The following is a 13,072-nucleotide window of genomic DNA, read 5'->3' as shown; positions in this document are numbered from 1 at the left end:
CGCACTATTGAATATTGTACCTAAAGACCATATGATCAGTATGGCACAATTGATATTAGTATACACATCTTATGATGAAGAGTAAAGAAATGACTACATATTAAGATAGGGTAGGATGCCATGCGCGTGCGACTTGCGCGTCTTCACGCAATTGCCCTTGCAACTCTTGAAGTCCTGCAAATTTTTGCTCGCCACGTACATAGTGCAAAACATCAACAACTATCTGCTGATCATACAAGTCATCATCAAATGCCAGAATGTGTACTTCTATCGTTACTGCCCCTGCATCGTACACCGTAGGCCGTTTTCCAATATTCATGACTGCACGCTTTTGCACACCTGTTATCCATACATCCACGACGTAGACACCAAGTTTAGGCAAAACGTAATTTTCGCTTAAGGCTAGATTCGCTGTAGGAAATCCAATAGTCCGTCCTCGTTGATCGCCTTTAACTACTATTCCTCGCAACCGATAGGGGCGCCCCAACAGTGCTGTCACTTGGGCAAGATCTCCCGCATCTAATTCTTCACGAATCATCGAGCTACTTACCGGAATGCCATCAAAGTCAATGGGTTGCACGATGTCTACACCTAATCCAAACTCTTTTCCAATATTCAATAGATCTTCAGGTGTATAACGACCGTTTTTCCCAAAACGAAAATCATATCCAACAACCAAGTGACGTGCTCCAAGGGGCAACAGATACTGGCACACGAATTCTCTTGCAGTCTGTCCCTGAAAAGGTCGGTCAAATGTGGCAACGACCGTTGTCACCATGCCAAGTGTAGCAGCAACCTCTGCTCGTTCATGTAACGGTGTAAGCAATTGTGCAAATCGTTCATCCCCAGTCAATGCATAACGAGGATGCGGATCAAACGTAAAAATTGCAGCGCTCGCTTGAAGCAGAATCGAAATATCCACCGCACGCCGAATCACTGTTTGATGAGCAATATGAATCCCATCAAATTTCCCGATGGCAAATACTCTCTCTTCTGTTTGCGCTACAACAGGCGGTTCACTTAATTGAATAAGTAGTGGTTTGTTCATTCTGTCACCGCCTGCCAGAGAACTTTTTTAGGTATGAGAATACACTCTTCTTGATTCATTTCATGCACTTCATAGATAGCCACTAATGGCCCTGACTCTACATGCACACGTACCAATGACTGAAGTGGCACATGTACCCCTTTGTTCGACCGCCAACCGCTTCCATCCATCGGATAACGAATGGGCTGTCCATATACAATAGTTTTTAAAGTCTCTTCACTTACATATAGAGCCGGCATATGCAAAATAGCTTGTTCAGGAGCTACCGCCAAATCCCATGTTCGATCATAAACAGAATCTATATCATGTGCTTGTTGAATATCAAAAGGTCCAGAAGCCGTTCGTACTAACTTCCCCATATGTGCAGGTATACCGAGCGCTGAGCCTATATCATGACATAGTGTACGTATATATGTACCCTTACTACAGTGAACATCAAAATTCACATGAATGGTTTTTCCCACATGCGATATGCTGAGAATTTCTAAGGAGTATATCGTTATTTGACGAGATGCAAGATGTACTTCAATCCCATCTCGAGCAAGTTCATATGCTCGCTTCCCTTGTACTTTAAGCGCAGAAAAGGCTGGTGGCGTTTGCCATATAAGTCCAACAAAACTCGATATGATATCCCTGATCTGTTGTTCTGACACAGATACATGATCTACGCTCTCGATCATCTCTCCGCTAGCATCTTGCGTATCTGTCGACCATCCTAATACCAGTTCGGCCTGATACCTTTTTCCATCCGTCAAAATATACTCGGTCAAACGCGTCGCAAATCCCAAAAACACAGGCAAGACACCGGTCACATCGGGATCTAACGTCCCTGCGTGGCCTGCCTTTTTGGCACCTAACGCGCGTTTGACACGAGTCACAGCTTGTTGTGAACTCATCTGTGCTGGTTTATTTAATACGATAATGCCACTATGCATGGTTACTATACGCTTGCTTCACAGCGTCCTCTACTTCCTTCATAACAATCTTGACAGCAGCATCAAGTGGACCATCAAGTTCGCATCCTGCGGCACGCACATGTCCACCACCGCCAAATAGTAAAGCGATAGCAGCAACATCTACAATCTCCCGCGAGCGAAAACTCACTTTAATGCTACCATCTGCTCGTTCCCGAAAGAGCAAACCAACTTCTACACCGATCAACGTACGTGGATATGGCAAAAGTACTTCAACATCACCATCGCCTGCCCCAGAAGCTTTTAGTATCTCCTGATCAATAGCCACATAGGCAATTAACCCACTTGGATGCACGGTTAGCGTCGACAAACCAAGACGAACCAATTCAATCTGTTCACGAGTCATTGCCTCTAGTACACGATCAGCCACGAGAAATGGTTCAATATCATATGACAATAAATCAGCCGCAGCCAAGTGAATCTCAGGCGTTGTATTATTGTAATGAAATCCACCAGTATCAAAAACAATGCCTGTATAAAGCAATAAGGCTAAATCATGATACATCGGTAATTGATTGGCTAACATCATCCGATATAACACTAAGCATGTTGCGGATGCTTCCGCTTGCACAAGATTAATTGTCCCAAACTGATTATTTGTCTCGTGATGATCAATATTTATCAACTGACCACCAGGCGCAATCAAGTGCTCCGCTCTACCCATGCGTCTATCATCCGCACAATCGACCGCAACAGCATGAGTGAATGTTGTAATCACATCAGCTGTGCGGACAAACCGTTGTGCCCCGGGCAGAAATACATATCGATCGGGTATTTCATCGTCATTGACAAGTACGCATGGCCGCCCCCACTGATCACACAATTGTGCAACTGCAAGTGCCGCACCTACCGCATCTCCATCCGGGTTAATGTGACAAATGATGAGAAGTGACTCTGTTTGATTGTGTAACAACTCAAATACTTCTTGATAACTCGCGTTAGCGATCGTCATCCTCCCCTTCCCGTATGGCCCTTTGAGCATCATCGCGGGGAAGGATCTCATGAAGTACATGCTCAATGCGTGCACTATAATCAATGGACTGATCTAAACGAAACTGTATCTCAGGGGTAACGCGCAAGCGAATGCGGTTGCCAAGCTCAGAACGAATGAAACCACGTGCTCGTTCCAGCCCTAGCATTGACTCCTCTTTTTGAGTAGGAGTCCCCATAACTGAAATAAACACTTTTGCGTAGCTCATATCGTTTGATAACTCTACATCTGTGACAGTAACAAATCCGACACGCGGGTCTTTCAAGTGATGTTGCACAATATCGCTAATTTCGCGCTGTATTTGTAAGGCAATTCGTTCCACGCGAAGTTTCATTTGTCACACCTACTCCGCTTTGATGGCTTCCATCTTATAAGCTTCAACGATGTCGCCTTCTTTTAGGTCATTAAAATGATCGAGCGTTAAGCCACATTCATAACCAGTGGCAACTTCTTTCGCATCGTCTTTGAAGCGTTTTAAAGAATCTAATTTGCCTTCAAAGACTATAACGCCGCCACGGGTTAAGCGAACATCTGCATCGCGGACCATTTTACCATCAATGACAAAAGCACCTGCAATCGTACCTAATTTTGAGATCTTAAACAGTTGGCGAATCTCTGCACGGCCCAAAATGACTTCTTTATATTCTGGGTCTAACATCCCTTTAGATGCAGCCTCAATTTCATCGATTAAGTGATAAATAATGCGATGTAAGCGCACATCCACTTTTTCTGATTCTGCCATTTTTGCAGCATTGGTCTCTGGACGGACATTAAATCCAATAACAATAGCATTAGAAGCCGATGCAAGTAGAATATCCGACTCTGTGATCGCTCCCACACCTGTATGGATCACTCGAATGCGTACTCCACTGACCGATATCTTTTGCAAAGCGCCAAGTACGGCTTCAGCCGAACCATGTACATCCGCTTTAAGAATGACATTCAAATCTTTCACTTCGCCCTCTTGAATCTGCTTATATAGATCATCCAAGGTGACGCGCGAAGTGGTACCTAGTTCTTCTGCCCGTTGACGCATAGATCTACGTTCAGCGACCAATCGCCCTTGTCGCTCATCATCGTACACAACAAATAAATCACCAGCATTTGGCACAGCTGAAAGTCCAATGATCTCCACTGGAGCAGAAGGGAGCGCTTCTTTCACACGCCGTCCTCGATCATTAACCATGGCACGGATTTTCCCAAATGTATTACCCGCTACAACCACATCACCGATGCGAAGAATACCATTTTGTACAAGAACAGTAGCAACAGGACCTCTTCCACGATCCAATTCTGCTTCGATCACAGATCCCCTTGCACGCATAGACAAGCTAGCCTTCAGGTCTGCAACTTCAGCTACCAACAAGATCATTTCAAGAAGATCTTCAATTCCTTCTTTTTTCAAAGCAGATAGTGGCACAAAGATCGTATCGCCACCCCACTCCTCCGCAACAAGACCGTACTCTGTCAACTCTTGTTTGATGCGGTCAGGATTGGCATCTGGTTTATCCATTTTATTAACAGCTACAATAATAGGCACATTAGCCGCTTTAGCATGGTTGACAGCCTCAATCGTCTGCGGCATGACACCGTCATCTGCTGCTACGACAAGCACTGTAATATCAGTAATCTGCGCACCACGAGCACGCATAGTAGTAAATGCTGCGTGGCCTGGCGTATCAAGGAATGTAATCTTTTTATGATTAATTTCAACTTGATATGCACCAATATGTTGCGTAATCCCGCCCGCTTCAGATGCGGTCACATTGGTTTCGCGAATTGCGTCTAGTAACGTTGTTTTACCGTGATCGACATGGCCCATAATCGTTACGATCGGAGGACGCCACTCTAGAGATGCCTCATCAACAGCTTCTACCAGCATCTCCTCGGCCTCTACATCACGAGGTGCTACAACAGTCACTTCTGCATTTAATTCTGCCCCTACAAGTGCCATCATATCTGTATCAATTTCTTGATTGATAGTCATAGGCATACCTAGGAAGAGCAACTTTTTAATCACCTCTGATGCCTCGCGGCGTATCAGATGAGCAAACTCTAAAATCGTCATGGGTGAATCGACGGTCACTTGACGCGGTACTTCCGGTAATTTAACAGCTTGATGGTTCGAGCGTGTATCTCTGCGACCGCGCGGCGGTTGCAGCTTATGGCTGTTTTCGCGTCTGTCCCCAGTATTCGGACGTCCATTATTGCTGCGTTCCCCTGGGCGCCTACTACGCTGTCCACCAGTTTGACCGTTGCGATTCTGGTCAGATCCACCCTGAAAACGTGAACTTGAAGATGTACTAGGAGTCTGCGAACCGCCAAAAGAACTTCCCGTACCTTGACGGCGATTATCTGGGCGCGATGAAGAGAAGCCAGTTTTCTGTTCTGGTGCCCGACCGCCTCCGCTAGCATACGGTGGGCGTCCACTCGATCCTTGATTGCGTGAATCGCCCTGTCCGCCACCATTATATGGAGGTCTTGGACCACGACTCCCGGCACCTTGTTGCCCTCCCATCGGACGAGCCGATGTTTGGCCTTGCGGACGTCCTCCACCACTGCTTTGTTGCGGAGGTCTATTACTTGGACCTGATGAACGGCGTTCGCCTGAAGCAGAAGATGATGAATCATTTGAGACGCGCGGTCTCCTGTCGCTATCATAATTACGCCTCGTATCACCTGAATTCGGGCGATTAGGATTGCTTCCGTGATAATTAGGATTACTACTACCACTTGGACGATCATTTGAACCCTGTGGCCTTGGCCTATCATTGCGATAGTTGTTACTATGTTGGTTATTTGAAGGGCGATTGCGATCCCCTACAGGTCGCGGTGATTGTGGTTGACCAATGCGAGCACCCGTTATTTGAGAGCCTGCCTCGTCATCCGAACTCGGACCAGATACTGTCCGCACTTCAGGAGTAGTCGTCACACCGTTTGTTGTCGAAGTCACACTATCGCTCTTACTTTCACTTTGTGAAGAGCCAGCAACAGAAGTAAGACTAGACTCACCCTTTGCCTCACCTTGCGAATCAACGACAACTGTAGTGACTGCCCCACCACCAGTGCGCATACTATCATGTGAGCCACGGCGTTCTTGCATAGCAACTGATCGAGCCGCTGCACGAGCTTTTACGTCAGAAAAAAACCCTTCTACCGCAGACACCATCGGGGGCTCCATCACACTCATATGGTTATTAACCGGAATATCCAACCGGCTTAAAATGGTAATTACTTCTTTGCTCGACATGTTATGCTGCTTCGCATATTCATACACACGCAATTTTGTCAAATATCTACACCTCCAACGATTTGCTCAACTAATTCATTGATTTTATTAGCGAATTTTTCATCCGTGATTGCCACCACCGTTCTCTCCTCTTTACCAATCGCTGACCCTAAAACATCTCGCGCGAGAACCACGGAAAAGGGGATTCCATAAAACCTACACTTATCTTGTATTTTTTTTGCACCATTTTTCCCTGCATCTGTAGTCAATATGACGTAGTATGCAGTTCGTGCTCGAATATGGCGCATGCAGATATCGTCACCAGAGACTAACCCGCGTGCGCGCGATGCAAGACCGAGCAAACCAAGTAACTCATCCGTCTTGCTCATTCATATCCACCACACTTATTAAACGATCGTATATTTCTGAGCTAAGCTGAGTTTTTAACGCACGCTCTAACGCCTTTTTCTTCCGTGCAATGTCAAAACAAGACCGAGTAGAGCAAATATAAGCTCCACGTCCAGCTACTTTACCCGTCAAATCAACATGCACTTCTCCAGTAGGTGTTAAAACGATACGTAACATACTACGCTTAGGCTTTTGTTCTTGACATCCCACACATTGGCGCAACGGAATCTTTCTCACGACGATGCACCCTTTCTATTCTTGCAACCATGCATCGTGTTTTTCTTCCGCAAAAACGGACGATGTATGCCCTACCTGGCTCTCACTTTTTATATCAACTTTCCAACCTGTGAGTTTGGCAGCCAATCGTGCATTTTGTCCTTCTTTGCCAATTGCGAGCGACAACTGGTGATCCGGCACAACCACTCGGGCAACCTTCTCACTTTCATATACTTCAACATCTGTCACTTTAGCAGGAGACAGAGCACTTGCAACAAATATAGCGGGATCGTTACTCCATTCAATCACATCAATTTTTTCGCCACGCAATTCTGTGACAATCGATTGAATTCGCATACCCTTCGGGCCTACACATGCACCAATTGGATCTACATCCACATTGTGCGAAAACACGGCCACCTTAGAACGTGAACCAGCCTCGCGCGCTACAGCCTTCACTTCAACAACCCCATCGTAAATTTCAGGAACTTCCATCTCTAACAATCTGCGTAAAAGTCCAGGATGAATACGTGAAAGCAAAATTTGCGGGCCTTTCGTCGTTTTTTCAACCCGTAAAATATAAGCTCGAACACGATCACCAAGAGTCAATTTCTCACTCGGAATTTGCTCAGATACAGATAAGAGACCTTCCGTACGATCTAAATCGACATAATAATAGCGGCCATCGTGCCGCGATACCACACCCGATACGATATCTTCTTCCATATCAGCGTAGGCATTGTAGATAATCCCACGTTCCGCTTCACGTATACGCTGTGTCACTACCTGTTTAGCCGTTTGTGCTGCAATCCGGCCAAACTCCCGCGGCGTGACCTCAACCTCTACAATGTCGCCTAAGCGATAAGAGGCACTACTATCCATCGCCGCATCAAGAGACATCTCAAGTCTTGGATCATGTGGTATCTCTACCACCGTTTTACGAGCGTACACGTGAATACTTCCAGATAAGCGATCAATCTCCACTCGCACATTTTGTGCAGAATTAAAATTGCGCTTATAAGCAGAAATCAGCGCCGCCTCAATCGCTTCGATTAAGATGCCGCTACTGATACCACGATCTTTTTCTAATTCATTGAGCGCCTCAAGAAAATCCGCATTCATACACGGCTAACCCCCTTTCAAGCCAAAAATAACTAACTCACCATACTAGAGCTAGCCGGACTGACGCTATCTTATCTTTTGGAATGACTACCATTGCAGGGTCTTGCCAGACGCGCAATACCTCTTCATCACTTTCCATAAGCGTTCCTTCGACGTTCTTATTTCCTTCAAATGGTTCATAAAAGGACACAAAGATGCGTTTACCAATAGCCAATTCAAAATCGCGTGCAGTTTTTAACGTTCGCTCTGCACCAGCAGAAGATACTTCAAGAAAATAAGCACTAGGAATGGGATCAGTCTCATCCAACGCGGTAGACAATGCCTCACTCACATGTGCACAATCATCTAAATCCACTGCTCCACCCGGGCGGTCAAGAAACACTCGCAAGATCCAGTTAGCGCCTTCTTTTTTATACTCCACTTCAACTAGTTCTAATCCAGCTTCCCGCAAAACCGGCGCAACCATCTCCATAACGAGATCGGTCACCTTTTGCTTGGCGGCCATATACACCCTCCTGAACCCCTCAATCCTAAGGGGTCGAACAAATCATACAAACGAAAGAGTGGGGAACCCCCACTCTTGCTTCGCACGAAAGTATTTCACTCTCTGTCGTTGTGTTAAGTATATCATGGGGAGGGCATGCCTTGCAACAATAGGGGGTCGTGCACCTCTTGAACACACCTAGAACTAAAAAAGAGAGAGCTGATTAGATTCTGGCAAGCCTTCAAGGCATCCACTTTGAACCAATAGATCCACAACCGTTTTAGACACATGTGCTCGATTCTGAAGATCTTCCCTCGATAAAAATGATGTCTCTTCACGAGCAGAGACAATATTTTTAGCAGCTGCCACTCCAATACCAGATGCCGCGGCAAACGGCGGAAGAAGGCCATGGTCATGGACGAGAAATCTCGTTGCATCAGATTCATATAACCCTAATGTGTGAAAACAATATCCTCGGCGCGTCATTTCTAACGCCACTTCTAGTACAGTTTGTAGAGATTTTTCTTTGGGAGAAGCAGTGATCCCTTTACCTTCAATCTCCTCCAAGCGCGCTGCAATCGCATCTGCACCTCGTGCCATCAATTCCAACTCAAAGTCTTCCGCACGTACAGTAAAATAGGCCGCATAGAAACTAAGAGGTTCATGTACTTTAAAATATGCAATGCGCACAGCATTTAATACATAAGCTGCAGCGTGCGCTTTAGGAAACATGTATTTAATTTTTTGGCAAGAATTCATATACCAATCAGGGACATCGAATGACTTCATGTATTGCTCATCCTCATCCGTTAAGCCTTTCCCTTTGCGAACAGATTCCATAATTTTAAAGGCGCGGGATGGCTCGAGACCACGATAAATCAAATACACCATAATGTCATCACGACAACAAATAACCTGATTCAGAGGAGCCGTCTGTTGTCTAATTAACTCTTGTGCATTATTTAACCAAACGTCAGTTCCATGCGACAAACCAGATATTCTAACTAAATCAGCAAACGTATTAGGTTTCGTATCCTCTAACATTTGACGAACAAACTTTGTACCAAATTCAGGAATACCATACGTTCCCGTTTGTGATTTAATTTCCTGTGGCTTTACACCTAGTGACTCCGTTCCGCGAAAAAGATCATACACTTTAGGATCATCAACAGGAACCTGGCGTACATCCATCCCTGTTATATCTTGCAACATGCGCAAAACGGTTGGATCATCATGCCCTAAAATATCCAATTTTAACAAGTTGTCATGAATCGCATGAAAATCAAAGTGAGTCGTGCGCATCTCTGCATTGCGATCATCTGCGGGATATTGAATGGGGCAAAAATCATAAATTTCATAGTCATTCGGTACGATAATTAATCCGCCGGGATGCTGACCCGTCGTTCTTTTAATACCTGTGCACCCTGCAACCAGACGCTGTATTTCTGCAGCTCGCAACATTTTCCCTTGATCATCTGCCCATTTACGAACGTAACCAAAAGCAGTTTTATCTGCAATCGTAGAGATTGTTCCTGCTCTATAGACAAACTCCGTTCCAAATAGTTCTTCTGTGTATTTATGAGCACGTGCCTGATATTCACCCGAAAAGTTTAAGTCAATATCTGGAACTTTGTCTCCTTTGAAGCCTAAAAAAGTTTCAAAAGGAATATCCTGTCCATCTTTTCTCATCGGAGTGTGACAAACCGGGCACTCCTTATCAGGCAAATCAAATCCAGAACCAATCGTGCCGTCTAAAATAAATTCAGACGCTTGACAAGTCCTACACAAGTAGTGAGGGGCAAGTGGATTTACCTCTGTAATATCCAGCATGGTAGCTACAAAAGAAGAACCCACAGAACCACGAGAACCAACAATATAGCCATCTTCCAAACTTTTCGTCACAAGTTTATGGGCAATCAGATAGTTAACCGAAAAACCGTGCGTGATAATACTGTGTAATTCTTTTTGCAACCGCTCATCCACAACTTCAGGTAGCGTTTCACCATACAGTTCATGTGCCTTAGTAAGGGATAATGTACGTACCTGATCTTCTGCACCATCCATATTGGGCGGGTACACTTTATCTGGAAGTGGTCTAACTTCTTCTATTTGATCTGCAATTTCACGTGTATTTGTAACGACAACTTCATGTGCACGCTCTCCCAAATGAGAAAATGCTTCGAGCATGTCCTTGGTCGTCCGAAACGTTAGAGGAGGTTGTTGCCCGCCCATCTTTACATCTCGTCGACCAGGCGCACTGTGTAGTATAATCTCGCGGTAGACAGCGTCTTCACTTCGTAAAAAGTGCACATCTCCTGTTGCAACGACAGGCTTTTGCAGTTCATCTGCGATCGCTAATAAACGCCTATGATAGTCTCTAACAACCTCATAGCTACCAACTTCTCCCGAATCAATTAGAGCCATGTAGTGATCAGGTGGCTGTAGTTCTATAAAATCATAAAACTGCATCATCACGCGAATATCTTGATCCGTTTTCCCTCGCAATAAGGCTTGAAATAATTCACCCAACTTACATCCAGAGCCAATAAGTAGACCCTCTCTATACTGTTTTAACAATTGCCGCGGTGTTCTTGGTTCACGGTAAAAATAATCGACATGAGCCGCTGAGATCAGGCGATATAAATTGCGCAGTCCGCTCTGCGACTGAACAAGCACAGTCGCATGATACGGGCGACTGCGTGCAAAATCACCACTTTTAGCCGAGACGGAAGCAAGATCAGCTAATCCACTGACTCCGTGTTGCACCTTCGCTTCTTCTAATAGTTTGTAAAAAACTCTTCCTGTCGCTTCAGAGTCTGCGAGTGCGCGGTGATGCTGTGTTAACGTCACATTGAATTTTTGCGTCAATGTTTTTAATTTGTGATTGCGATCCGTTGGGAACAGGGTCCTTGCAAGACCAAGTGTATCAATCGTCGGTTGCGTAAACGGATCAAGTCCGATCTTTGATGCCTGAACAGCTAAAAATGAAAGATCAAACTCTGCGTTATGAGCGACAAGAATTGCACCTTCACAAAACTTGCGAAATGCAGGTAAAACCTGATCCACAGTTGGCTTCCCAGAAACCATATCGTTAGTAATACTCGTAATCTCAGTGATCTTGGGAGGAATCGCTTTGATAGGCGCAATCAGTTCAGCAAAAGTATCAATAATTTCTCCACGACGCATCTTAACTCCAGCTATTTCAATCAACTCATGTTCTGCTGCAGATAATCCTGTCGTTTCCGTATCAAATACAACATATGTCGTATCATCTGTAATTGGAAAATCTTTCATTTGATAAACAATGGTTTGACCAATGTCGATCATGTTGATCTCTACACCGTAAAGCACTTTGACATTATGCTTTTTAGACGCTGCAAACGCATCGGGATATGCCTGTACCACACCATGATCCGTAATAGCTATGGCACTATGACCATATGCCTTTGCCGCGGCCACAAGATCCCCCGCAGTAACCACACCATCAAGTGTACTCATTTGCGTGTGAGCATGTAATTCCACACGCGTTTCCTCTGCCTCATCACACGTATTGACCACAGCATACTCGTAGAAATCATTTACTTGTAGAACAAGTTCTTTGGAATACGTGTCATACTGAACCGATCCACGAACACGTAAGTGCATGCCGTCTGACAGCGGAGGAAGTGGACTTTCTTTTTTCCCACTCTTAGAAAATACTTTACAAGTGACAGAGTCAGTATCATCCGTTAAGAAAAATTGGCATAGTTGCCGACCGTTCGCCAAATCACGCCATTCTACACCAAAAATACGTCCCTCTGCCACTACTTTTCTCATTTCATCCTGAATCACATGTAAAGCTTGCGCTGATTCATCAAAGGATTGACCAAACTCCACTTTGCGTGCTGGCACATCCGCATTCTCTTTTGTAACTGAAACTTCTAACCATTGCTGACGCAAGACGTCTTGATCTTGCTGCTCGATTTCCTGGCGAAACGCCTCTACCCGCTCCTCACGGCTCACTCCTTCAGAAAATTCTACAGAAAGAGCAGAATTGCGAGTAAGGAGACGAATCATATCTTCTAAGCGCCGATCAATGTTCCTTGTACGAAAAAAAGCAAGAGAACCAGACATTTGCAATTGTAGAGTTGTTGTCTGTCTAAGTCGCCACTTGACTTGCTGTAACTCTCCACGCAACGTAGGTTCCCTTTCCATAAGTAACCAAGCAGCTGCTCCTATACAAGTGCTCAAAAAAACATTACTTTGTTCTTCCGTCATGTCATATAGCCGTGTCTTCAATGGATCACTCGAAACGGCAGTCATGTCAAATTCAATACCTACTTCTGGTATTTGTAGCTGTAAATAATTCACTCCACCTACGATCTCTATCGGACTCAAATGACAACTCTCATGCAATGACAGAAGAAGTCGATGATCTCGTTCGTGGACATAAGTCATCCCAATACACGGTAACAACCGATCAAAAGCGTTCCTGTCTACCTCAATATTTTTTACAACATTCTTTACAACTACTGTATTAAACTCATCACTACTCGTTTCTGGCAACACGGAACCATGATCTACTACTCCTAAGTCTTCTATCACCCTACACAACGTCCTC

Annotated in this window: 10 protein-coding genes; all 10 read right to left on the bottom strand. The window is 44.9% G+C overall.

Translation table 11 applies throughout. The annotated features are described in order from the left end of the window. Positions 1–100: 100 nt before the first annotated feature. The gene (locus MM817_RS09490) at positions 101–1,048 is read right to left on the bottom strand and encodes a bifunctional riboflavin kinase/FAD synthetase (protein WP_241714161.1); all 948 of its coding nucleotides are present in this window, start codon (positions 1,046–1,048) and stop codon (positions 101–103) included. Further along, on the bottom strand, positions 1,045–1,983 hold the full coding sequence (gene truB, locus MM817_RS09485) for a tRNA pseudouridine(55) synthase TruB (protein ID WP_241714159.1): 939 nt from the start codon (positions 1,981–1,983) through the stop codon (positions 1,045–1,047). The genes MM817_RS09490 and truB overlap by 4 nt, the downstream gene beginning before the upstream one ends. Then, positions 1,976–2,974 (bottom strand): DHH family phosphoesterase, encoded by a 999-nt coding sequence (locus MM817_RS09480; RefSeq protein ID WP_241714157.1) that lies wholly within the window; start codon positions 2,972–2,974, stop codon positions 1,976–1,978. Before MM817_RS09480 ends, truB begins: the two co-directional genes overlap by 8 nt. After that, complete coding sequence (gene rbfA / locus MM817_RS09475; RefSeq protein WP_241714154.1) at positions 2,961–3,347, bottom strand: 30S ribosome-binding factor RbfA; 387 nt, start codon at positions 3,345–3,347, stop codon at positions 2,961–2,963. The genes MM817_RS09480 and rbfA overlap by 14 nt, the downstream gene beginning before the upstream one ends. Before the next feature lie 9 nt (positions 3,348–3,356). Continuing rightward, positions 3,357–6,263: a translation initiation factor IF-2 gene (gene infB, locus MM817_RS09470; RefSeq protein WP_419723381.1), complete on the bottom strand. Its 2,907-nt coding sequence runs from the start codon at positions 6,261–6,263 to the stop codon at positions 3,357–3,359. Positions 6,264–6,301: 38 nt separating this feature from the next. Beyond that, entirely contained in the window at positions 6,302–6,631 is a 330-nt protein-coding gene (locus MM817_RS09460) for a L7Ae/L30e/S12e/Gadd45 family ribosomal protein (RefSeq protein ID WP_241714142.1), read from the bottom strand. Next, positions 6,615–6,887, bottom strand: coding sequence for an RNase P modulator RnpM (rnpM, locus tag MM817_RS09455; protein ID WP_241714140.1), 273 nt, complete (start codon positions 6,885–6,887; stop codon positions 6,615–6,617). The genes MM817_RS09460 and rnpM overlap by 17 nt, the downstream gene beginning before the upstream one ends. Positions 6,888–6,902: 15 nt before the next feature. Then, entirely contained in the window at positions 6,903–7,988 is a 1,086-nt protein-coding gene (gene nusA / locus MM817_RS09450; protein ID WP_241714138.1) for a transcription termination factor NusA, read from the bottom strand. Positions 7,989–8,025: 37 nt separating this feature from the next. Beyond that, positions 8,026–8,493 (bottom strand): ribosome maturation factor RimP, encoded by a 468-nt coding sequence (locus MM817_RS09445; RefSeq protein WP_241714136.1) that lies wholly within the window; start codon positions 8,491–8,493, stop codon positions 8,026–8,028. 183 nt (positions 8,494–8,676) lie between these two features. Continuing rightward, a complete protein-coding gene (locus tag MM817_RS09440) occupies positions 8,677–13,056 on the bottom strand; it encodes a PolC-type DNA polymerase III (RefSeq protein WP_241714134.1) in 4,380 nt (1,459 codons plus the stop codon). Positions 13,057–13,072 lie beyond the last annotated feature (16 nt).

The organism is Sulfoacidibacillus ferrooxidans, assembly GCF_022606465.1.
GTDB classification, from domain to species: Bacteria; Bacillota; Bacilli; order Alicyclobacillales; family SLC66; genus Sulfoacidibacillus; species Sulfoacidibacillus ferrooxidans.
This window is presented reverse-complemented; position numbering and strand designations above follow the sequence as displayed.

Coding starts and splice junctions, on each gene's coding strand:
- MM817_RS09490 (WP_241714161.1), bottom strand. CDS start 1,048: ATGAACAAACCACTACTTATTCAATTAAGTGAACCGCCTGTTGTAGCG.
- truB (WP_241714159.1), bottom strand. CDS start 1,983: ATGCATAGTGGCATTATCGTATTAAATAAACCAGCACAGATGAGTTCA.
- MM817_RS09480 (WP_241714157.1), bottom strand. CDS start 2,974: ATGACGATCGCTAACGCGAGTTATCAAGAAGTATTTGAGTTGTTACAC.
- rbfA (WP_241714154.1), bottom strand. CDS start 3,347: ATGAAACTTCGCGTGGAACGAATTGCCTTACAAATACAGCGCGAAATT.
- infB (WP_419723381.1), bottom strand. CDS start 6,263: ATGTCGAGCAAAGAAGTAATTACCATTTTAAGCCGGTTGGATATTCCG.
- MM817_RS09460 (WP_241714142.1), bottom strand. CDS start 6,631: ATGAGCAAGACGGATGAGTTACTTGGTTTGCTCGGTCTTGCATCGCGC.
- nusA (WP_241714138.1), bottom strand. CDS start 7,988: ATGAATGCGGATTTTCTTGAGGCGCTCAATGAATTAGAAAAAGATCGT.
- MM817_RS09445 (WP_241714136.1), bottom strand. CDS start 8,493: ATGGCCGCCAAGCAAAAGGTGACCGATCTCGTTATGGAGATGGTTGCG.